This is a genomic window from Moorena sp. SIOASIH (assembly GCF_010671925.1).
Lineage (GTDB): Bacteria > Cyanobacteriota > Cyanobacteriia > Cyanobacteriales > Coleofasciculaceae > Moorena.
In genome coordinates, this window is sequence record NZ_JAAHIH010000002.1 from 874,720 (window position 1) to 897,775 (window position 23,056).

Consider the following 23,056-nt stretch of genomic DNA (forward strand, 5'->3'; position numbering starts at 1 on the left):
TCCACCTCAAGTAGCGTGACCTACGGTCAATCGCGTAGTGTGGCCAACGGCCAATCGTTCCCGTAGCGTGACCAACGGTTAATCCACTTGTGCAAAAGCCGGTCTACCCTCTGACCATCTCCCCATCTCCCCAAAGAGCCCCTATTCACAATTTAAATCTGTGAATAAGGGCTGTTCGATTATTGATGTTGACAGAATAGGACTTAGAGACTGTTTATAAAGTAAATCTTAAGACAGCTGAAATCGCTGACTATTGGTGGGTTACGGCGGACAGCTTTTTTAATCCGAAGTTCCCGACTCCCGACTCCCGACTCCCGACTCCCGACTCCCGACTCCCGACTCCCGACTCCCTGATAAACCAAAGACACTATTGGCGAAGTCTCTGGTTAAGGGTCAACGGTCAACGGTCAACAACAAACTAGATCGGGTACTGACTTTTAACACAGGAGTACCCATTTACCACTAACGAGTACCCGTTAGCAAGAAACTGGTACAGGTTTCTCATATAGTAGTACTCGTTTCTCGTTAACCAGCTTGTAGGGTGGGCAAAAACAGTTTGGTTGTTTTGAGTATTCTAGATCAAAGAAGTTTGCCCACCCTACTGACATCAGCTGACATCAGCTTGTAGGGTGGGCAAAAACAGTTTGGTTGTTTTGAGTATTCTAGATCAAAGAAGTTTGCCCACCCTACTGACATCAGCTGACATCAGCTTGTAGGGTGGGCAAAAACAGTTTGGTTGTTTTGAGTATTCTAGATCAAAGAAGTTTGCCCACCCTACTGACATCAGCTGACATCAGCTTGTAGGGTGGGCAAAAACAGTTTGGTTGTTTTGAGTATTCTAGATCAAAGAAGTTTGCCCACCCTACTGCTTAACCCTCAACCTTCAACCCTTAGACCAAACTTGGTACAAGACTGGTGAGATGGGGATACAGAGGAAAGCGATCGCATAATTGTCCCACACGCTGACGACATTCAGTTGCCACTTGCTCATCCTCTGGATTCAGTAAGCGATCGGCAATAATATTACCAATCTCAGTAAATTCTGGCACTCCCATGCCCCGGGTAGTCATGGCTGGGGAACCTAGCCGCAAGCCACTGGTGACAAAGGGCGACTCTGGGTCAAAGGGAACAGTGTTTTTGTTAGCCGTAATCTTAACGCCGCTCACCAGTTGGTCAGCTCGCTTACCTGTCATACCAATAGAGCGCAAATCTACCAGTAATACATGGTTATCTGTACCACCAGAAACAATCTTTAACTCCCGGTTTTGCAGTGCTGTTGCCAAAGCCTTAGCATTTTCAATCACCTGACCAGAATAGGTTTTGAATGCTGGGGTCAAGGCTTCCCCAAAAGCAACAGCTTTACCAGCAATCACATGTTCCAACGGACCTCCCTGAGTTCCGGGAAACACTGCCTTATCGAACTTTTTACCCAAATCCGATTGATTGGTCAGAATCAAGCCACCCCGTGGACCACGCAGGGTCTTGTGAGTGGTAGTAGTGACCACATGGCAGTGAGGAAGGGGGTTAGGGTGATGACCAGTGGCAACTAAGCCAGCAATGTGAGCCATATCCGCCATCAGGTAAGCACCCACTTCATCAGCAATGGCGCGGAATTTTTCAAAGTCAATGATTCGGGGATAGGCGGAATAGCCACAAATAATCAGTTTGGGACGCTCTTTCAGAGCAAGTTCCCGAATCTGACCATAGTCCAATTGCTCAGTCTCCTGGCTGACACCGTAGTGACACACCTCAAACCATTTGCCCGACACATTCACCGGTGACCCATGAGTGAGGTGTCCGCCATGGGACAAATCCATCCCCATAATCTTGTCACCAGGTTTTAGTAAGGCTAGAAATACCGCAAAGTTCGCTTGAGCGCCAGAATGGGGCTGCACATTGGCATGAGCAGCACCAAAGAGTTCTTTAGCACGGTCAATCGCTACTTGTTCCACTTTGTCAATGAATTCACAGCCGCCATAGTAGCGCTTTCCGGGCAATCCCTCAGCATATTTGTTAGTTAGCACTGAGCTTTGTGCTGCCATCACCGCTGGGGAGGTGAAGTTCTCACTAGCAATAAGTTCCAGATGCTCCCGTTGACGTTGGAGTTCTTCTCCCAGATAGGTGGCTATCGTGGGATCGGTTTCGGCGAGAAAATCTAAATTAGTTTGAGTCACTTTCTTTACTTGTTCCTAGGATCGATCACGTTTGCTAATTGACACAACAACCTTAAAGGTGTATGTGCTTACAAAAAATCCTCTGAGGCAATCAAGCCCCGTCTAGGCAGGAGCGGGAATCAAAAACTGAGGTAGCGCTTTGATGCACGGGTTTATCCCATCAGCGACTACCGGTAGCTAAATAGCAGCTTTAGTCGCCCTGAAGATTTTTTGGCAGGTGGTTTGTTTGGACACGACCCTTAAACAGGACTTACCCAGTAACTCTACCTACAGGGTGGGTTAATAACGCACCCTACTACTTATCCCTACTACTTATGCCTACTACTTATTCCTACTACATATGGGCGTTTAATGCCCAGTTTTTCGCCAGCTTTCCAAAAGTCCTGTCAAACAATTCATTGGTAAGGATGAGCTGAAAGCTTGAGTTTGAAACGATTCAGAGTCAGATTAAGCCAAGTTTTAGCCAAACTTAAAGTTTTTATTATATTATTAAAAGTTATAGTATTATATAAATAATGCAATACCTAGCATCTAGAGTATCGAATAAGATAGGAATAGCATTGAACAACAGTTCTAATCAACAGCACTAATAAACAAAACTTAAGCACTAAGCTGATTAGTTAATAGTTTCAGGATGAGTATGGGTGGTATAGTGAGCAAATAAACACCAGTAAACACTGTTTCCTATCCTTCAGTCTGCTGTTGAGAAGAAATAAAAGAATCATGCTTCGGCATCAGCCCTGATAGCGTAACGGGATTAGTGCTATGTTAGTCATTCTAACGGACAACCAAGTAATTTCCCCCGACCTTGTCTGCCAATGTTGTTTACTGGCTGACCCAAGTGGTCAACCTCGCTGGCATCAAGGCAAATTGGTTTGTGCTCATGTGCTCAAGAAGCTAAGTGAGAAGCAAGCTCAACAGTATGAGTGTGAAATGGGATTCCGTCTGGTAAATATGGATTGACTTTTCTAGTAGGCGAACGCGCCCCGCGTGACATGCAGGTCAATCGCATTTCAGGTCGCTCAGGGGTAGAGTGTTGTGCTGCGCTATGCTGAATAGTAGTTAGTGTACCCCTTATTTGAACATCTTCAAGGAGAAAGCACCATGACATGGCGCGGGTCAACAGATATTAAAGACCGGATTTTTGCAGCCCTTGCTTATCTACTCCCTCTAATTGTAGTTTTGCCCTTTGGTCAATTTTTGCTAAGACAGTTTCCCATTCTGGGCATTATTTACCTGCCACTACAACCGTTAATTTCAATTTACTACCGTTTGCCGTTGGCGGGGTTAATTATTTTCTTTGTTTTGTTCTTAGCCGTAGTCAGAAACCCACAAATCAGCCATTTTGTTCGCTTTAACACCATGCAAGCGATTCTTTTAGACATTCTTTTAGTTTTGGGTTTTCTATTGTTGCCAATTTTAGTCCAAGCACTAGGGGTTAACTTGCTAACAGAAACCTTATATAATATAGTATTTTTAGGAATCCTTGCCGCCTGCGGCTACTCCATGATTCAATCATTGATGGGTCGTTACGCAGAAATACCAAGCCTTAGTCAAGCCGTTTACAGCCAAGTCCCCTAGTCTTCCTTAGTCTTAGGCTGTGAAGGGCGTGAGCTCACCGTATTTTCCAAGTGACCAATTCCCTCAATTTCCACCCGGACGCGATCGCCAATTTCCATTGGTCCTACTCCTTTGGGTGTCCCCGTAAGGATCACATCTCCTGGTACTAAGGTCATCACCTGGGAAATGTAAGATACCAGAACATCTGGCGGAAATACCATTTGACTAATTAAAGCTGATTGAACTGGCTCAGGGTTGTCATTCAGAAATGTCTGCAATTTTGCCCCAGCACTCAATTCCCGGACTATCCAGGGTCCAAGGGGACAAAAGCTATTAAATCCCTTAGCCCTAGTCCATTGGGCATCCCGCTTTTGTAAATCCCGAGCCGTTACGTCATTAGCGATCGTATAACCCCAAATTTTGGATTGAGCTTCGTCTGGTGTGCAGTCTAAGCAATAGTCACCGATTACCAGTGCTAACTCTCCCTCATAGTCTACTCGCTGAGACTGAGGCGGATACTGGATGGCTTGAGAGTCAGGAATTATAGTGGTAGGGGGTTTAAGAAACAGTAAAGGTTCCTCAGGAACTGATGTTCCCAATTCCGCTGCGTGTTCAGTATAGTTTTTCCCTACAGCCACGATTTTAGTTGGTGCACACGGAGCCAGCAATTGATAACTTTCTGGTTCCAATTCTAAATCTATGGGTTGTCCCTGTAACCAAGGTGGTGCATCCAGCACCTGAATAGTGCGGGTCACCTGTAACAAGCCGTAGTAGGTCTGTCCTTTAGAAGATTTAACTCGGACGTAGCGCTGTGTCATAACAATAGATGTTCCTTGATAATATTACCAAAATTCTCTACTTTACCTAAATTAGTCCTGAGTTGGTAGTACGTCAGTACTGAGTACCGATAACAGATTGTCCTTAAGAGTACAATAGATAACAAGCTGCATTTAGACATAGCATCTTCTGGTAGTGTCTGGTGGTGCCTAGTGCTATTCCCCCTTGACGAAGGTACTATTTTGAAATTGGTTTCACAAGGGGTTATACTAGAATAGGGGTAATGCCTGTCAAGGATTCAGATCAAAGTATTGAGATGATCAAAATATTGAGATAAAACCATTCAGAGCATTCAGATAAGTGTAACAACTCCACACACTTGCCGATTCGGTAACTGGTAAGTCCTAATCAATGATTCTGCGGGAAGTTTCCCGAAAGTCGTAGGGTTTACCTGGTATAATTGCCGTAACAGCCACAGAAGCTTGAGATTTGGGAGTCTGTGATCAAGACTCCAGAAGCAATAATCGAGCAGCAGAGCAATTGTTGTATCAAACAACAGTTAAGTTGTTCTTTCGTAAATGCATTGGCTGTAAGCAAAAGCGCTTTTGGGATTTTCCTGCAAAGCCAAGAGAGATACCTCCTCGTCAATTGTTAATTGACGTGCTTAACACCGATTCCGGTATCTGCCGGGAATTACCGGGTTGAATGTATCTGTTAAGGACAATCTGTCCGCTTGAGTAGCAATAGATCAATTCCTTGCTTCTTTAACTATCCAGTAACAAGTAAATCAATTACCCAACCTTGACCCTTACCAAAGGTGTGGTTCAGCGATGCAGTCGTTCATGGGGGGGTTTCCCCACTCGCGCTTTGCATCGAGACAAGAAATGCTAATGGTTAGTGTTGATTGTTAGTGCTGTCCATCGGATAAAAAGAAGCCAACTTGTCCATAAGGAGATTAATACCAGTGCAAAACACTTACGAAATGATGTACATCCTGCGTCCTGATTTGGGCGAGGAACAAGTAGATCAAGCTATAGGCAAATACCGAGACCTGTTGCAGGAACTCGGTGGAGAGCAAATCGAGATTCAGCATCGTGGCAAGCGTCGTTTAGCCTATCCCATTGATAGGTACCGGGAAGGGATTTATATCCAAATGAACTATAATGGACCAGGTACCCATGTGGCCAAGATTGAGCGAGCAATGCGTCTAAGTCAAGATGTGATTCGCTACCTGACCATCAGACTCGAATCATCTCCAGCCCCTAAACCAGAACCAGCAGAAGTTGAAGCTTAAACTCTTACCGATTGTAGGGGGTAATCGGTAATCGGTAACAGGTAATGGGTAATGGGTAGTTGAGGATTACCTATTACTTAAGCAATCAGCCGTCAGCTATCAGCTATCAGCTATCAGTCACAGGCTAGAAGCCTGTGCCACCCTAGAAGCCTGTGCCACCCTAGAAGCCTGTGCCATGCTACTTGAGGTGCTAGCAGGCGCTTTAACTGCACGGGTTCGGATCAGTAAAACGAGCAGGGATTTTCAACCAGCTGTACCAGCCCGTAACCTTGTTTACTACCTCCTGTTGATTAGCTGACGGCTAAGGGCTGTTCGCGCAGCTTGCGCGTAGCGCATTAGCTGAATGCTTACCCGATTACCTATACACTCTCTCCTGGCTACAAAACACTAAGGATTAAAGACTAAGGACTAAGGAGTATCGATAAATTCAGTTCTTGGAAAGGTTCGGAATCTGGCTTAATCTCAATTTGATTCGGTTGAGCCGATTCACCATTAATCAGTAAATTATACTTACCCTGCTGCAACCCTTCTAAATAAAAGACCCCAGCACCGTTAGTAATCGAAAAAATCGATTTTCCTGAATCAACTGGTACTGCTTCTACCTTCGCGCCCTCCACCGCTTCTCCAGCAGCATCAGTGACTACACCTGCAAAGGTGTAGGATAGTACCATTGGCACAGTAACTGGAGTATAGCTACCGGGCACCACCTCCACTGCATAAGCGGATTCCTCAGGTTTCCAGTCGATGGGATATCCGGCAGGGTCAAAGTCGAGGCGATAGGTGTCAGGGTCGAGTTTGACAAAAATCCCATTGTTACGAATGTCTGGTCGAAACGAGGTTATCGATTTATTATTCACCAGTAACAGTAAATCCGGTTCTTCGAGGTAAATCTCTTCCCCTGAATCTCGCTTACCATTGCCATTGTTGTCAAAGAAAGGCTGAATTAACAATCCCCCTCGGCTGCGTAAGCGGTCAAAGCGGGTGTCGGCACCGCTAATCCCTGATTGGACATTGATATTGGGAGAAAGCTCAATCCTGAACGTGCTGCCATCAGAGGTAGTAGATATTTCTTGGTAACGTAACCGCAATACTAATCCGGGAATCACCGCACTGGAAGCTGAGGCAATCAATCCATTACCCCGAGAACCGAAGCCATAGCCGAAATCCAAGTCCCAGAGATATCGACCATCACTAGACTGTTGTGGAGAACGATAGCGCCAAGCTAAGCGAGCCAGGTGATCATCACGGTTATTGGAATCCCGGGTTTCGTAACCCAGTAGCAGGGAATGTCCTTTAGAGGCACTGCTATCGGACAAATAATAGATCAGTTCTGAATTGGTAGTGATTTCATTGCCTCGATGGGACAGTCTCAGACTTCCCAGGTTAGACCTCAAACTCCAGCGCAAGTTATTATTGGTGTCGATGTCAGCACTGGCAAAGAGTGAGAAATTTTGGCTAGTTTGGGAAATGCTCATACCAGCAGCTAAGGCTTCCTCCCGAGTGTTTCCACTGGCTCTCAAGGTTAAACCACGAAAGACTTGCCAGTTGACCCGAAACCGCTGCGCTAGACTATCACTGTTAAAGTTAAAGCTCAGCTTAGGAGAGGGTTGGAAGTTAATACTGGCATCATAGTCTATCCCCTCATCCTCTGTACCCAAAAGAGCCGATACTTTTACCTTTAACGGAAAGCCAGCAGGTTGATAGAATAGTTCCCCTAAGCCCAACACTGACTCGTCGTAAACCACCCCCATCCCCAAGGTCAGGTCTTCTGTGACTCCTAAGCGATAGGCAATTCCCCCCCGCACGTCTGTAAACTCACCGAAGAAATTCCCATTCTGGCTCGATTCTCGACTCAAGCCAGTGGAAACAACTAAAGCAGAGGCTCCCTTGGTCAATTGACCGGGTAGAGTAGAGAAATTGGCCTCTCGAATTTCCGGTTCGGCAGTAAGCTGTCCATCGGGGTATAGAAAGACGCGATAAGTATTGCTACCGCCTCGTCCAGTTATGACATTTTCAAAGCGGTAAACCCCAGAGGAGTCCACTAGGATTTCATCCACTACCACATCATTAAAACCTTGGGTCAGCTGGACTAACGTACCCGGTTCAGCTTCCCCAGTAATGCTGCGTCCAATGTCATTGGCTTGTAACCGTTGGGTAGGACTAAATCCACCCCTTGATAAGGGTGGGGTAAATCCCCAGCGCTGGATAGTGGTCGCACCCCAATATTGACCTGTCCCTTGATTGCGCCAAAAGGTCGGCTGGGAACCTAGGACATAATCCGCTGCATCGGTTTGGCGAAAATACTGGGCTTCCTGTAACCGAAACGTCCCCGTATCGGTTAAATCTGGTTGGCGAGTCCTCAGAAACCAGCTACCTCCTAATAAGGTGCCGACGGTGGTAAATTCTCCACTATAGTTAGTGGAATTAGACACGGAACTGCTACCACCCCCTCTGCCACTAATATTTACCCGTTGTCTGATCGCGGATATGCTAAAGGCAGGGGCATCAATCTCAGATAATCCTTCCAGTACGACTGGGATTTCTGGAGTTCGCCGGCCTTTGCGCCGTAGATTTAACCAGGGGGGATTAAACGTAATGGCGTATTCAATCATGTCAAACTCCGTCGGGACTCCTAGAAGAGTTTGGATGGTTTTGACGGGAATGACTACTCCTAATTCTGGGTCAGTTGGTAATTCTTCTGGATTGATGCGGGTAACTAAACCAGGCGATCGCACTTCTAATTGACCGTCTTCTAAGGGTTTGACATCTAATTTCAAGCCCTGAATCACATCATCTAAGGGAATCAGCCACGTTTGAAAATTAATTGCCTGGGAACCATCTTCAAATCCCCGCACTAAGGTACTAGGAATCACATTCTGTTTTCCCAGATTGACGCCGACAGGAAGAATAATCAATTGATCACTATCGTTTCGCCTTGGGCTAGAGGTAGTGGCGGCGACTTCCGGTTTTGGTATTTCAGGTGCTAGTGTTTGGGCAACAACGGAAGTTATGGTAATCAAAGAACACAAGAGAGTTGTTACAGCTAGATAAGCTAGTGAAATAATTTTCATCCAACACCTATGAGCTGACTAAATTTTGTAAGGGAAACTACATACAGACTTCCCAATTTGGTCAGATCAAGTAACAGTAACTAAGGGGTTTGATACTTCAGGGTTGTTGCACTAGGAGTACTTACGTAGTAACTCTACCTGTCGATTGGTTTCTTTTGGCACTTTACTACTAGAAAAACGATCACCCCATCACCCCATCACCCCATCACCCCATCACCCCATCACCCCATCACCCCATCACCGGTAATTTTATCCACCGTAATCAAGTTCACTGAATTTTAAACTTCGGTATCTTTCCGGATGTATTCAGTTAATAAATTAGGAAAGAATAGAAGTATAAACAAACAGTTTATTTCCACCAGATAAAGGACATGAGAAACCAATTCGGTAAATCCTTAGTTATTTCCGCCTTGACTGCTTTAGGTGTTGCTGCTGGTGCTACCAGTGCCTTTGCTCAGGTACCTCCTGGTCCTCCTGCTCCTATAGAGCAGGAGTTTGAATTTGAGGGCACAGTAGAGGGAACCTGTTCTTTTGTAGAGGTTCAACCTGGTACTCTAGGACACCCTGATTCCAAAGTATTAGTTGCTAATGAAGTAGAAGGTGATCCTGCTACAGGTTTGATGCTTTGTAATAGTCCAGCAACTATCTCTCTTGGAGACTTGATGGCGACGAATGACCTATCTCAAGACCTTTTAGACACCGCAGAGACCTACAACTATGGCGTCTCTTTTACTGAGATTGACGGTCCAACAACTGGTGAAATCGAATATAGTATGGGAGGACCTGCAGCAGAACCACTAAATTTACCTCCTAGCGAATTCGAAGTTGAAGCTGACATGGAGATCGAGGGACTTTTACCCCTTGAAGGTGGTGATTACGCCTTTAAGTTTACGGTGACAGCTACAGCTAACTAAAGTCAACTATTGGCTGGAAGCCAGCGACGTATCCCGCTTTAAAATTGATGTAAATGCAATTAACCTCTATATTTTTTTGTTGTCTCCGTGGGAATCGGCTTTACCCGATTTATCCTACGGAGATTTTACCAACGGTTGATTGATATAGCAAGTATCATAGCATCAGGTGCAAATTTTCGGTATTTTAGGGAACAGGGAACAGGGAACAGGGAACAGGGAACAGGGAATACAGAAGATTTAATAAGGATGCGGTGCATCAATACAGGGAATAAAAGTAAAATAATACTGTACATTATAACGGCGAAACACGCTATAATTATTCAGCTATATGTGAGCCATCAGCCACCACTAACTAGCAATTAATAAAAATTAATAACTAGATAAATTTTCTATATCTTTGGGAATAATCTGAATGGTAATAGGGGAATAATACGGATATAAAACCGTATTATTCCCCTATTACCATGTCAAAAAAACTGATTAAATCCTTAGTCATTTCTACGATAACTGCCTTGGGCATAGCCGCTAGTGCTATAGGTGCTGGTGCCCAGTTAGCCACATCCGACCAGGAGTTTATGTTTTTTGGAAGAGTGGAGGGAGTCGGTTCATTTGTTAACGTAGAAATCGGAAGTCTAGAAATTTCTGCCAATCGATTGACCTCTACAGTTGAGCAACCCGCTAGAAGTAACCTAATATTTAATTCTAACGTCACCGTCAGTATTGGGGAATTGATTCCCTTGAATGAGCGGTCTCGGAAACTTTTAGACCAAGCAATTCAGGTAGAGTATGGCATCTTAGGTCGTCCTATGGGTGGCAGTCCAGATGGGGAAATTATTGAGATACTTTCAAAAAATGGTCAAGTAGTTGATAATCGAGACCAATCCACAGTAGAAACTAATGAGTCTGTTAACTACGATCTTGTGGCTTCTTTGTCCATTGAATCTTTGACACCACTGGTGGCTGGTGAATATCTCTATAAGTTTAAGATTACTGTCTCTCCTAATTAGTTTGTCATCGTAGCTTGTTTAATTTTGTTATCAAAAGCAGCTTCAAATAATAAACTATAATTACAAGACAATAAGTTATATATTTGAGCTTCTGTTGGATTTTCCGGAAAAATTCCCAAGTTTTCTACTTTTTGGAGTAAATCACTATAAAAAAAATCATAGTCTTGATCGATATCAAAAAATATCATTGTTGTCAATGCTAATAAAACAGTAATTCCATGTTTACCAAAATAATGGTAATGACTAAATCTATATTCAAATTGTCCCGTTTCATCAAAATGATGTTCTGTCGTTTTTTGTAAAACTTGGGTTACCCTTTTATTGATATTGACCTTGAAAATACAATAATTTAGCTCTTGATTAAAAGTTAAAATTTGGTTTTCAAAGACAGCCATTTCATCAAGACAACGGTTAATTAATTCCTGCAACTCATCAATCGCATCTTCTATTGTAGTAAATTTTTCAAGATAGTCTTTGGAGAGAGGATTTCTAATTTCTTGAATATGAAGGTTAATTTCTTGAATTCTTTGCTCAATTTTGTCATCAAGAGCACTTAATTCGTCGTTAAAATATTTAATCACTTCAAACCAAAACTTACTGTCATCCTGAGCATTTTTCTTGAAAATATTATATTCTTTTAATTTGTTTAAAAGTAATTTTTTTTGGCGTTCATATTCTTCTTTTTTAGCATCACGCTGGTCAATTTTAGTTTTAATTGTAGCTTTTTCTTCTTCAATATATTCAAGATTTTTTTTATATTCTGTCTCTAGAGATTCAATATAACTATCTTCTGATTTAATAGAACTTCTTTCTTGCTCAAGATAATCACTTTCTCTATCAAGAGACCGTTTAGATTCATAAGTTAATCTAGCCGAACTACGGTTAATCCTGTCAATATTAGCATTATAATTATCAAGTCTATCTTTCCAACGATCAAGACGAGAGTTGAAATTATGACGACGTGATACAATGTCAAGGTAACGAGAATTATTAGCATCAATACGGGGATTATACTCATCAATAAGTTCCTCAATTTCTTGATTAAGGGATTCAAGTAAAGTATTTAATTTATCTAGTTTTTGAATTATTGCTAAGATACTATCCCAGTCTTCATCTAATTTTTGCTTAACAGATTCTTTTTCTATTTCCCATTCTTCAAATTCTTGATTTCTGAGTTCATAGGCTTGTTTTTGTATATCAAAAATAGAAGTCTTAATTAATTGATTAAAATACTCAATTCTTTTTGTAAATATATATTCTTTGGATCTAATTAAATACTCAAATTTATCTTCCAGTGACTCAGACTTTTTTTCAAAAATTGGATTATCAAAAACATCGCTTACTATATTATTAACCTGTTCAGCAATAGAATTATCGTCTTGGTCTGACTGAATGGGAAGACTGACAAGAAAATCAAAGAGACTATAAGATAGTAGATGTAAAGGTTGATCGCAAGTATCACTCCCTGTTGCTCTTTGACAAGCACCATGAGCATATAATCGGATTAATTCTTGTTTAACTTGATTAACATATTCATCAGGAGTTTTTTGCTGTTGATATTGAATTAATTCTTTAAAAAGTTTACCTTTATTTCCTTTTAGCATTATGTAAGACTGATGTAATAAGTCTGAAATACCTTCTCCTGTAAAACAATTAACTCCAATAATAACAGGCTGAGAATGTTGTCCTAAAACTTTATGATGAACTTTTAAAATTTGGGTAGCTGTGTCTTGAATATTTGCTTCTTTGGCAAAATAGCTCATCCCTGTTTGCTTGTTAACAAACATATTAAAAACGTAAATAACATTTTGGTGAAATTTTAGTAAATCTCTTAAATATTGGCGGTCGCCTCTCGTAAATAGTTTTTCTGGTGCTATGAGATAATAAATTAAATCTGGCTGAAATTGTAGATTTACAAATTCTGATATACTGAGATTTTCTTCTTGAGGAGCTGAACAATTTTCTCGATATCTTGCTAAAGTAAGGTCTTCTACAATGGGACAATCCTCAATTTGATTAATTCCTAAAGCAACTCGATTATAATTCTCTAAGAGTTCATCACTACAAACACCAGGAGTATCAAAACATTTTAAACCAATAGGAAACTCAATTAGATTAATTTCCTTAGTACAATCTTGATGACCTGTAGACAAGAAGTAATCACTACCAATTAAACGATTACTTAATGTCGTTTTACCTGCTCCTGTTCTACCTGTAAAAAATAAGTTAATATTATCAATATTTCTAGGATAATTGCCGAGCTTTTCAATGATAAACTTGGCACGAATTTTAGAAATGGATGGAGGCTTAAGTTGGGAATACATAGTTTTTTGTTCCTAACATGTGCTTAAAGAATAATTTTTAAATCTAGAGCAGGGAAGAGTTAGGATTTCCCCACTCTGTTACAAACTCTGTTAAAATGTTCTAGAGTTAGAATAAAATCCTTTCTAAAATTTTGCTAATTTCTTCTTCATTCTCGCTAACAGCAAAGGAGTTAATCGCTTCCTTATATGGCAATAATATTGCTTGAGTTTCTTGACGCCCTACTTCTACTATTGCCTGAAAATCAGTTTGCAAATTTTGCTTTCCATTAGCACTTTCAATGCCTAAGCCAATAGCTAACAAGTTTTCAACAACAGGATAACCCCCTTGTAAATATTTTTTGCCTATCTCTTGTTCTTGTTGTATTACTTCTGGGACTTGTTCTAAAACTTTTTTCTTAACTTCTTTCATACCCATAAATTTATTCTCAGTAGTTGTGATAGTTTTAACTACGGGTTTAATCACATCCTCACTAACAGTAACTTGTTTTTTCTGTTTCTTTGCACCCATTCCAGAAGCACCAAACATACTAGCACCAAGAACAGGTAGAAATGCTAATCCGCCGGTTGCTAAACCAGCTCCTATTGCCGCCATTGTACCACTCGCCATTTCACCAAAGGCAGCAGCACTTGCACCTGCTAATTGACCAAGATCAATCCCACCAGCCATACCACCAAGATCAGGCCCACCAGCCATACCACCAGGAGAACCTTCTCCATCTACAGGTTTTTTTCTTGATTCTTGAGATTGTTCATATTCTATAACTTGCTTTTCAACTTCTACGTCTTGAAAATCAGGTACATACTCACTTTTTTCGACTTCCTGGTTGTTATAAACAATCCGATCTACTAAGATTGTTTGCGCTTCTTCTCGTGAAATTTTGGCCTCTTGAGCTAACTGAACAATTGTATCATTCAATTCTTTTGCAGCTTCCAAGGTAGCATCTTCTTCCTGAAAAACTCGAATACCATAATCAGCAACTGCCATATAGGCTTCATTGATTAAGTCTTGATTACCTTGTTTTTCATCTACTTTACGAGTAGCTAAACGACTTGCAATCTGAATTAATGCTTTGCGATAACGGCAACTACGTTCTTGTATAGCAAATTCCTTAAGTTGATCGGGTAAAACTTGTTTAAAGTTACCAATTTTATTATCTGGTAACATTGTAAGCATTAGTTTGGTAATTTGATTAATTCCTGTCCCTTGCTTACAGTCAATTTCAACAATAGGCACAGATTCATCAGGGTAGAATTCTTTAAAAATTTTAGTTATTTGTTGCGTTGCATCTTCTACACTTGCTTGACTGGTTATTCTTGTTCCATCATCTGTGAAATGAATATTCAAGGCAAAAATTACTTTATTTTTATCAGTTTGTTTTTTCTGTTTTCTGAGTAAAGCTTTTAAATATTTACGATCTGGTTTCACAAATTGAGTATGAGGAGCAACCACATAAAGAATAATATCAGGTTTACAATTTTCCTGATTTTCCGGGGATTGCCATTGCTCTACACCTATATCTTCTTTGACAACTTTTTTAGTAGTAGGATAATCTGAGCAATTCCATAACTCAAATTTATCAATAGGTGTTAATTCCTCATCTTCATCATCAATCTGGGGAAGCATCAAAGCAGCTCGATTAATATTTTCGTATGTGTCGCTACAACCGCCAGCACCAGGAAGATCAAAATACCATAAGTTACTACGCATTTTAAAGAAAACCACCATCCAAGTGCAATCTGTTTTACCTGAACTTTCAAAAACCTCATCATTATTAACATCATTAATAGTATTTGCTAATTTTTTATCAGGATCTATCAAAGTAACTGCTAGTGTAGTTTTACCTGCACCTGTACGTCCAGTAGCATAAAAATTAACAGGTTTTGGAAATAACTCTTTTTCAGATTGTTTTTTTAACCATTCTTCATCTACACGACCACTTAAATCTACTTCTCTGAAATCAAATAGTCGTAAAACATCAGGACGATCTTGAAAGATAAATTGTAGAGTTTGCAATGCTTTGTTAGACATGATAGACGTCTCCTTATTTGGTCTTGATTATTTTTTATGGTAAACAAACCAATCAATTGGTTCAAATTTAGATGTTTTGATGGTTTGAATGATTTCTTGAAGCTTAATAGCTTCTTCTTGGCAATTAGCTAGTGGATAGACATTTAGTTAGCAAGTTGGTTAAAAATTTAATATCATCTTTTTGGGCGACCTCCATTACTAAGTTAAAATCAGCTAAAAAGTTGTTAACTTTATTATTACCCCAATCAACTAATGCTTGTTCAGCTTGTCGATTAGCTTTTTTGACTAAACCACACTCCCCTAACATCATCGCCTGAGCTAAGCGATAAAGAGGCTCTTTATTCGGTTCATTTAATTGGTAATAAAAATCCAACTCATAGGCTAACAGCTTGATTTGTTCAGGATCATCCAGATACCTCTCCTCTAAAACGTACTCTGCCAACAAAAATCGAATATTGTTGCGCTTTATACATAGTTCTTGGACATCATATTCCCGATACCCATTGAATCTTGCTCCCTCTGGCAACTCCTCTAGCTCTATTTTGCGTTCTTCATTGACCACGAACCCTTGTTTCTTACTGCTATGGGCAGAACCAGGTCGTTTGCTACTCTGTTGCTGAGACTCAATGCCTTGGTTTAGTTTACTCGCTTTTAACTGGGGCTTCTTGCTCAGTTTCTTTTTCTGCCGTAACTCTTCTTCTAGTTGACTGATGGGTTCGGTTAACTGTTTTACCTGTTTCTCTAATGCTTGATTTGGCTGAGCCAACAACCCTATTATTGCTTGCTGCTGTTGCACAAACAAGCGCAGACATTCCTCCTCTGGGAGGTCGGTTGTGTCGTCGAGAGTGGCCAGCACAGGAATTTCAGTCATATCTGAGTTAGACCAGATTCACGTACTTTTGGCAAGGGGACTGGCAACATAGATCCTAAACAGGGGGTGCAGGGGTAATTGAGAAGTTACATTTACTTACTGGAGTATCAGAATGGGAAAACATCCTGAAATGACCAGCTCAATTGGCAAGGCTGTTGAAAAGGCAAAAAGAGAAGTGCTCCCACTTTGATCTTACCTTCGGCGTAGCCGACGCTTCGCGAACAGAAATGGAGATTTATTGGATAAACATCATATCATACCGCGCTCACAAGGTGGAAGTAATTGGGATAAAAATCTAGAATTACTTCATCTACACTGCCACGATGGAAAAAAAACACGGTTCTAACCATGTTAGAGGTACCAATGACAGTGGTTCTTTCAACGAGGAGCCGGGTGAAGGGAAACTTTCACGCCCGGTTTTGTTGGCGTAGCCTTCCCGAAGGGTAGACGAGTAAGTGAGGTGACTCACTGGCTTAGTTTAATGGAACACAGACCAGGGAACAGTTGCTAGTGGTGCTTCAGGGGGGGCTTCATGTTTCCCCTCTTCGCCAGGCTTAGGTTGCTGCCCGTAACGCACCACTGCTGGGTCAAACAACTTTTAGGAGATGCACCCTAGCAGGGAGCAGGGAACAGGCAAGATGCCCGTTCCACAAAGCTGTTAAAATTATGCCATGATTAACCAACGCCCTCAGGTTAATTACTCTGAGCAGTAGTGCTGCTAGGAACATTCAAATTAATACTAAAAGGCAGGGTTTGTGAATTCTCTTCTTCGCCCCAAAGGAAGGTTCCAGTCAATTGGTATTGTCCAGCTGTCAATTGCTTGGCATCACTAGGATATCTTAGAGAAATCTTCCGTTCTCCCCCAGCAATAACTGTCCATGGGTTTTGTTTGCCCGTGGTTACCGTAGTGCTTCCCTGCTTCAGAGTCCACTCCAACTTGGGACGTGCAGAGGCATTGCCACTGTTGCTAACCTGTAAGAGAATCTGCTTACTCTTATCATCAAAGCTCGCTTCCTCTACGGTCAACTTGGGAGAAATATCTCCATGACGTACATAGACAGTCACACCAATGCGAGGTACAATGCCCATACTGACGCCACCACGGTTATTTTGGGAATGTTCCAGATTTTCTGTAAAAATCACTGCCCGATATTCCCCTTTCTCCATACTAGGAGGAAAGCGGGAAATCATTCGGATGCGGCGAGTTACTCCTGGTTCTACCACCAATTCACGAGGGGAGAATTGTAGATAAGGGGTTAAGTCATTAGAGCTAGATTCCAATGCCTCAAACCCATTTTCATCGTAGGTGAAAGGTGTCGCATAGACACGGGCTCGAAACGCCTTATTACTGCGATTAGTGACGTTGATGATACCTCTGGCTTGACCTCGTTCTGCTTCTTCTTCAATAACTAAGGGAGAAACTTGAACCTGAGCTTTAGCTAATCCGGGAAATAGCACCAGTGCAGATAAGGCGCAGCTACCTAAATAGGATATTAAATGTTGATTGAGTTTAATCATTTCTAGGGAACAGGGAATCGGGAATTGGGAATCGGGAATCGGGAAGTGAGAATTTAGAATTTAGAATTTAGAATTTAGAATTGGGAATCGGGAATAGTAAATAGGTAAAAATATGTGTAACTAATTAATATAAAAGTAAGCATTTAGCTTATGGGCTACTTGAGGTGCTACTTGAGGTGCCAAAGGCCAACGGCTGACGGCTGACGGCTGACGGCTGACGGCTGACGGCTGACGGCTGACGGCTGACGGCACCTCAAGTAGCCCATATGCTTACGATAATTTAGTAAACAGCGATATACTTTAATCTATTGTTAACTAATTTTATGGTCATAGCTATGGTTACAATTACTGATTTTTATATAGTCTTATTTTTCAACAATCGTTATAAATACGGATATAGCAATGCTAAGTGATTTGTAAGTAGTCACACAAAAACAATTACCTGTTTTACAAAACCAAAACCATGATTTTGTAAGCATTACCGAGAATGGGAAGAGGTAATTTATTTTGTAATGATACTTAAACAATAGTTCCCTTAAAATCGTCCTGAGTGCTAACTACTGATAAATTAAGCCACGATCACAGAATATTCAAGTTCAATCCTGACTTAGGTAACAAAAGCAGGAAAAGGTTGATATGTAATCCCTTTGCTCTGACACCTATGCCAGCATGATAGTAACGGACATTGCCTCAAATCAAGAAATTTCCAGTTGGAATCGGCAAACCTATCAACGTTTGAAACTCGCTTTGAGTATTGGTCTGCGCCGCCAGCTTTTTTTGGCAGTGTGTGATGACCTGAATCTGCGCAACCACCTAGCAGATCAATTATACCGGGAGTTAGGCTTATGTGCAGCAAACGGGTCAGGGAACGGCCTAGGATACCCAAAGTTGGTCAGCTTGAATTTAAATCTGAGCGAGCCTAATCCCCTAGCTCAGATTAATCAATGGTTAACCGACCATCAGGAATCTTACACTTCTGAAAGTATACCGGGATTTCAGATTCTGGGTATAGAAAACTTAACACGGCAACCCGCAGCACTGCAACGATTGTTTCTTAGGCATTTACAGGCAATTGGGCATAATCTCAGCTACTGGGAACTGACTTTCTTGCTCTGGTTGCCACGACCTTGGTTTTATTCCATTCAGCAGTCCGTACCAGAATTTTGGCAACAGCACACTGGTTTCTTTGAGTTTGAAGGAGAACCAACACCCCTATGCCAACGGGTGACTGATACACCACAGACTTCCTACACATTACCCCCTTCAACAACAGTAATCGATTCTGGTCAGGAAGATGTGGAGACACTACCAGGGCAAGAGGAGGTGTTGACAGTTGAAAGTTTTAATGTTGAAGCTTCAGACGATAACTTTCAACCAAACAACGTGCCACCAGCAACTGAAACTGAAACATCACAAGATAACTTTCAACTAAACAACCTGTCACTGGCAACTGAAACTGAAACACCACAAGATAACTGCGAACCAAACCATCTGCCACCTGGAACTCAAAAACCATCTACAGGCCAAACCTATCTTGAATTGGGCAATCATTATCGCTACCTGATTGAACAGGGAGATGCCTCTGAGGAAAACTTAGTGATCGCAATCCAGGCTTATGAGCAGGCGCTGCAATGGTCAAAATTCAAACCTATAGAAGAATCCGCTATCCTCAATGATGTGGGAAATTTCTACTGGATGCTATCTCGTTGTCCGAACAATGACAACTTGATGGTCTCTTATTTAGAGCAAGCGATTAAATGCTATCAAATAGCACTAACTGACTTTTTAGCGGAACAATCTCCCGAAATTTTTAGCATGATACAGAATAATTTGGGAACAGCTTATGGAGAGTTAGCCCACTACCAAGATTTAGCTAAAAATCTGGAACATTCTATTCGTGCCTATGAAGAAGCTTTGCGCTATGGCGGTGCTGATCATGACTTGGTTAAATATGCTTCAACCCAGAATAACTTAGGGACGGCTTACTGGAATCTAGCGCAACATCAATCACCAGTGCCTAATTTAAAGAAAGCGATCGCAGCCTACCAAGAAGCCATCTGTGATCATGACAACACAGCCAATCCTCAGAATTGGGCAATGATTCAAAATAACTTGGGTACGGCTTACTGGAGTCTTGCCCAGCACGAACAACCAATAGTCTGGTTGAAGCTAGCGATATTTGCTTATAAAGATGCTCTCAAATACCGGAAACCAGAGGTTGACCCAGCTGGCTGTGCTGCAACCCAGAATAACCTAGGTACCGCCTACTGGCACTTAGCCGACCAGTTAAAGGAGGAATATGGGGCAAAAGCAGAATACTTTAAGCAATGTATCAGGGCTTATGAAAATGCTCTTGCGATCGCAGGACATCAACCACACCCCTCTGACCAAGTCCCTAACCAGAACAGATCACCTGTACCAGTTAACTTTGATATTATAGCTACCTACAACAACTTGGGGCTAGTGAATTTCCAGCTAGCCACACAGCCACAATTTTCCTTAACCAAAGGGTCTAAGTTAACTCATTTAGAAGCTGCCCTACACCAACATGTGCAAGCTTGTATGGGTACAGTTGATCAACCCGAAACCTACCAAATTTCTCTGAACTACCTGATCCACACCATTCGGGCATTCTCTCGGGAAAATGGTCCTGCGGGACAAAGCCTTGCCCTTTCCAAAGTTCCCGGTCAGCTATTACCAGAAATTTTGCCTCGCCTATAGGGTTTGTCTCTGGGTTGTAAACACAGGAATTGGGGCAATAGGCATGCTAGCAATAGGCATGCTAGCAATAGGGGAAAGAGATCCTCAGTTTTATTGTCCAATAAAAAAAGACCATACAGGTTTACATCTCAAATACAAACGCGCTTATTAGCGAATTTAAATTTCCAATTCCCAATTTTAGGGATCCGTGTAGGAATTGTGATAATTCTTGATCCGAAGTTCCCTACTCCCTACTCCCTACTCCCTACTCCCTGTTCCCTGTTCCCCGTTCCCTGTTCCCTTTGCTATCCCAATTACCAAATTTATCATAACTCTAAAAAGGGAGTTCACCATTTTCATCATATTCTAACTCTTGCGGCCTATTCTGAATCTTTATAGAAAACGGTCTTGGATCAGGTTGATTTTCGGCTACTGATGATTGGGGTTGCTCTTGGTCAAAGGTACCCTGAGTATCATTGACAAACGATTCTACTAATGGCTCCTTGGGCATCACTTCATTATTACTCATATCATCGTTTAAATCAATAATTTCTCCACCAAAACAATCTTTAATTTTCCCTAAAGCTTGCTCTATTTGAGCAGCATCCCAGTCTAAGTCAGAGAAATCATAAGCTCCCTTGGATAATACAGTGTCCACTGCTTCAGATGTTTCAGAATTGCTAGGAGGGGCAAGGTTTTGTGGCTGGGATGGTTGGGGGGAGGGGTTTACCGCTGGCTTTGAAGAGTCACTGGTGCTAGGTGGCACAACTAGTTTGGCCTCCGTTGAATCCCCCTTTGAATCCCCCTTGCTGCTTGAAGATTCCTGTGGTGCTTCTGGGGTAGTGATTGGTGGAGGTAATTTCGGAGTTGGTAGTGCTGGTAGGGTCACTCTTGATTGAGGAGCGGTCTGGGACGGGTTTGCTCCTACTAGTTGGAAATTAACTTTCACATGACCTGGATGGACTTTGGCAAATGCCTTTTGAATTTGGGGCAACATTCCTTTTATAAGCTGTTGTACACCCTTCTTTTTGATGCCAATAGATGCCTCTCGGCCATTGAAAGCTAATAAACAGCCGTTGCTACGCAGTATTTCTCTAGAGCCATCCAGTTCGATATTATGAATGACCTGTTGCCAAACCTGCTCGATTTCATATGGCTGGTTGCTAAGGTCGCTGTCTCGATTAACCCTAGCGCTATGGTCAACCTCCTGATTCGGTGTTGAGGTTGTAGCTAAATCAGGGGTTTTGGGTATGCCATTGGTAGAGGTGTCCGGGTGTGGTTGAGACCCTAACCTTTCTGAAGGCTTAGGCTCCTCAGTTTCCTGAGTCTTCGGCTTCTGAGCTGGTTTACTTGGATGCTCTGGTTTAGGAGTAGTCTGATCTGGGGAAGAGGTTGGTTGATTGTATCGCTCTTTTCTGAGCTGATCTCTCCCAACTGGTGCTAGGTTAGGCTGGTGCCTAGGTTTAACCGCAGGTGCTGAGGGTTTGACTGATGGATTTTTAGGGAATAACTGTGAGGTTTCTACGGATTGAGAGGCAAGAGCCGCTGGCAATAAACCCATTAGGGTTACTTCTAACCAGAGACGGGGCTGGGTAGTGTTTTTGATCTGAATTTCACTGTCTTTTAGATGCTGTTGACCACGTAAAATACTCTCCACATCCAGCTGTTTAGCTAACTCACACAGCTTCTGCCAGGTTGGGAGGGTGATGGCTGATAAATTATGACGAGCAGGAGCAGTTTTAGCAATCAACAAATCTCGGTAGAAGCTAGCCAGATTTTGTAGGATAACTAGGGGCTCTCGACCTCTATCGATCAGATAGCCACATTGTTCTAGTACTGCTACTGCTTCAGAAGATGCGATCGCGTTTAGCAATGCCAGTAAGTCTTGTTCAGGTACTGCGCCTACTAAATCCCAAACCTGCTCTACCGTGACCTGTTCATCTAACAAACTCAGTTGATCTAGCAAACTTTCTGCATCCCGGAGCCCCCCTTGAGCCACTTGTGCCACTAGGGTTAAGGCATCTGGTGTAATAGCGATATTTTCGTTAACTGCAATAGCCTTCAGATGAGACACCATTGCCTCTAGGGGAATGCGGCGAAAATCAAAACGTTGGCAGCGGGAAATAATGGTGGGTAATACCCGTTGAGGGTCTGTGGTAGCCAAGATGAAGACTACCCGCTCGGGCGGTTCTTCCAGGGTTTTGAGAAGGGAGTTGAAGGCTGCGGTACTAAGCATATGGCATTCATCGATAACATACACTTTGTAGCGGCACTGGACTGGGGCAAATTGAGCCCGTTCAATGATTTCCCTGATATTATCTACACCGGTATGACTAGCTGCGTCCATCTCAGTCACATCCAAGGATAAACCACCAGCGATCTCACGGCAGACGTGACATTCCCCACAAGGAAATGGAGTTGGCAAAGGACTCTTGAGACAGTTGAGAGACTTAGCTAAAATCCGTGCTGAAGAGGTTTTTCCCGTACCTCTAGGGCCAGTAAACAAATAAGCAGGGGCAATGCGCTCACTCTCGATGGCATTGGTTAGGGTTTTTGCGATCGCATCTTGCCCCACTAAATCCGCAAATCTCTGGGGACGATATTTGTGATGTAGGGGTTCGTAGCTCACGAGTTTCTGCTGTGGGGGGCTTACCGGATTGGTCTAGTAGTGTTTTACTAATAGTGTTTTAATTTTAGGCAAGACAGATGGGGGTCTTGTTAGGGATTGCTGGAGAGAGGGGTTTGTTGAACCTTGATCTTCGGTGGTAATCTTTCACCAAAGATAGTAACAGGGATATCAGACTCCCATACTACTGA

General features: G+C 42.2%; 20 protein-coding genes. 9 read left to right on the top strand and 11 right to left on the bottom strand.

All coding sequences use genetic code 11. The features are described 5' to 3' along the window. Positions 1-203: 203 nt before the first annotated feature. Together F6J90_RS11465 and glyA are read right to left on the bottom strand one after the other, a co-directional pair. A complete protein-coding gene (locus tag F6J90_RS11465; RefSeq protein WP_293093100.1) occupies positions 204-368 on the bottom strand; it encodes a hypothetical protein in 165 nt (54 codons plus the stop codon). 522 nt (positions 369-890) lie between these two features. Continuing rightward, the gene (gene glyA / locus F6J90_RS11470; RefSeq protein WP_293093102.1) at positions 891-2,174 is read right to left on the bottom strand and encodes a serine hydroxymethyltransferase; all 1,284 of its coding nucleotides are present in this window, start codon (positions 2,172-2,174) and stop codon (positions 891-893) included. A 765-nt stretch (positions 2,175-2,939) separates the two neighbouring features. On the opposite strand from glyA, the gene F6J90_RS11475 reads away from it, so the two are divergent. Together F6J90_RS11475 and F6J90_RS11480 are read left to right on the top strand one after the other, a co-directional pair. Continuing rightward, positions 2,940-3,137 carry a hypothetical protein gene (locus tag F6J90_RS11475; RefSeq protein WP_293093104.1) on the top strand — a complete coding sequence of 66 codons (198 nt, stop codon included), beginning with the start codon at positions 2,940-2,942 and terminating at the stop codon, positions 3,135-3,137. Positions 3,138-3,278: 141 nt separating this feature from the next. Continuing rightward, positions 3,279-3,755 carry a Tic20 family protein gene (locus F6J90_RS11480; protein ID WP_293093106.1) on the top strand — a complete coding sequence of 159 codons (477 nt, stop codon included), beginning with the start codon at positions 3,279-3,281 and terminating at the stop codon, positions 3,753-3,755. On the opposite strand, the gene F6J90_RS11485 is transcribed toward F6J90_RS11480, so the two are convergent. Beyond that, positions 3,752-4,552, bottom strand: coding sequence for a fumarylacetoacetate hydrolase family protein (locus F6J90_RS11485; protein WP_293093109.1), 801 nt, complete (start codon positions 4,550-4,552; stop codon positions 3,752-3,754). The genes F6J90_RS11480 and F6J90_RS11485 overlap by 4 nt on opposite strands. Positions 4,553-5,000: 448 nt before the next feature. On the opposite strand from F6J90_RS11485, the gene F6J90_RS11490 reads away from it, so the two are divergent. Next, positions 5,001-5,216 carry a hypothetical protein gene (locus F6J90_RS11490; protein WP_293093111.1) on the top strand — a complete coding sequence of 72 codons (216 nt, stop codon included), beginning with the start codon at positions 5,001-5,003 and terminating at the stop codon, positions 5,214-5,216. 280 nt (positions 5,217-5,496) lie between these two features. After that, complete coding sequence (gene rpsF, locus F6J90_RS11495) at positions 5,497-5,805, top strand: 30S ribosomal protein S6 (RefSeq protein ID WP_293021674.1); 309 nt, start codon at positions 5,497-5,499, stop codon at positions 5,803-5,805. A 401-nt stretch (positions 5,806-6,206) separates the two neighbouring features. On the opposite strand, the gene F6J90_RS11500 is transcribed toward rpsF, so the two are convergent. Next, on the bottom strand, positions 6,207-8,876 hold the full coding sequence (locus F6J90_RS11500; RefSeq protein ID WP_293093114.1) for a carboxypeptidase-like regulatory domain-containing protein: 2,670 nt from the start codon (positions 8,874-8,876) through the stop codon (positions 6,207-6,209). Positions 8,877-9,247: 371 nt separating this feature from the next. Between F6J90_RS11500 and F6J90_RS11505 the strand changes: the two genes are divergently transcribed. Continuing rightward, positions 9,248-9,790, top strand: a complete 543-nt coding sequence (locus tag F6J90_RS11505) for a hypothetical protein (protein WP_293093117.1) — start codon at positions 9,248-9,250, stop codon at positions 9,788-9,790. 125 nt (positions 9,791-9,915) lie between these two features. On the opposite strand, the gene F6J90_RS11510 is transcribed toward F6J90_RS11505, so the two are convergent. Continuing rightward, on the bottom strand, positions 9,916-10,083 hold the full coding sequence (locus F6J90_RS11510) for a hypothetical protein (RefSeq protein ID WP_293093120.1): 168 nt from the start codon (positions 10,081-10,083) through the stop codon (positions 9,916-9,918). 171 nt (positions 10,084-10,254) lie between these two features. Between F6J90_RS11510 and F6J90_RS11515 the strand changes: the two genes are divergently transcribed. After that, entirely contained in the window at positions 10,255-10,797 is a 543-nt protein-coding gene (locus F6J90_RS11515; protein ID WP_293093123.1) for a hypothetical protein, read from the top strand. Here F6J90_RS11515 and F6J90_RS11520 read toward each other — a convergent pair. The 3 genes from F6J90_RS11520 to F6J90_RS11530 form a co-directional block, all read right to left on the bottom strand. Then, positions 10,794-13,121 carry a GTPase gene (locus F6J90_RS11520; RefSeq protein WP_293093125.1) on the bottom strand — a complete coding sequence of 776 codons (2,328 nt, stop codon included), beginning with the start codon at positions 13,119-13,121 and terminating at the stop codon, positions 10,794-10,796. The two genes, F6J90_RS11515 and F6J90_RS11520, sit on opposite strands and share 4 nt — an antisense overlap. A 106-nt stretch (positions 13,122-13,227) precedes the next feature. Continuing rightward, positions 13,228-15,150, bottom strand: coding sequence for a hypothetical protein (locus tag F6J90_RS11525; RefSeq protein WP_293093128.1), 1,923 nt, complete (start codon positions 15,148-15,150; stop codon positions 13,228-13,230). A 124-nt stretch (positions 15,151-15,274) separates the two neighbouring features. Next, a complete protein-coding gene (locus tag F6J90_RS11530; protein WP_293093131.1) occupies positions 15,275-16,021 on the bottom strand; it encodes a hypothetical protein in 747 nt (248 codons plus the stop codon). A gap of 238 nt (positions 16,022-16,259) precedes the next feature. Between F6J90_RS11530 and F6J90_RS11535 the strand changes: the two genes are divergently transcribed. Continuing rightward, positions 16,260-16,367, top strand: a complete 108-nt coding sequence (locus tag F6J90_RS11535) for an HNH endonuclease (protein WP_293093134.1) — start codon at positions 16,260-16,262, stop codon at positions 16,365-16,367. Between the two features lie 347 nt (positions 16,368-16,714). Here the strand turns inward: F6J90_RS11535 and F6J90_RS11540 are convergent, their stop codons facing one another. Next, positions 16,715-17,539, bottom strand: a complete 825-nt coding sequence (locus F6J90_RS11540) for a P pilus assembly protein, chaperone PapD (protein ID WP_293093137.1) — start codon at positions 17,537-17,539, stop codon at positions 16,715-16,717. 120 nt (positions 17,540-17,659) lie between these two features. Then, positions 17,660-17,791, bottom strand: coding sequence for a hypothetical protein (locus tag F6J90_RS11545; protein WP_293093140.1), 132 nt, complete (start codon positions 17,789-17,791; stop codon positions 17,660-17,662). Positions 17,792-18,208: 417 nt separating this feature from the next. On the opposite strand from F6J90_RS11545, the gene F6J90_RS11550 reads away from it, so the two are divergent. After that, the gene (locus F6J90_RS11550; RefSeq protein ID WP_293093142.1) at positions 18,209-20,260 is read left to right on the top strand and encodes a tetratricopeptide repeat protein; all 2,052 of its coding nucleotides are present in this window, start codon (positions 18,209-18,211) and stop codon (positions 20,258-20,260) included. Between the two features lie 198 nt (positions 20,261-20,458). Further along, positions 20,459-20,638, top strand: coding sequence for a hypothetical protein (locus F6J90_RS11555; protein ID WP_293093145.1), 180 nt, complete (start codon positions 20,459-20,461; stop codon positions 20,636-20,638). Here the strand turns inward: F6J90_RS11555 and F6J90_RS11560 are convergent. Beyond that, the gene (locus tag F6J90_RS11560) at positions 20,574-22,868 is read right to left on the bottom strand and encodes a DNA polymerase III subunit gamma/tau (RefSeq protein ID WP_293093147.1); all 2,295 of its coding nucleotides are present in this window, start codon (positions 22,866-22,868) and stop codon (positions 20,574-20,576) included. The two genes, F6J90_RS11555 and F6J90_RS11560, sit on opposite strands and share 65 nt — an antisense overlap. Between the last annotated feature and the right edge of the window lie 188 nt (positions 22,869-23,056).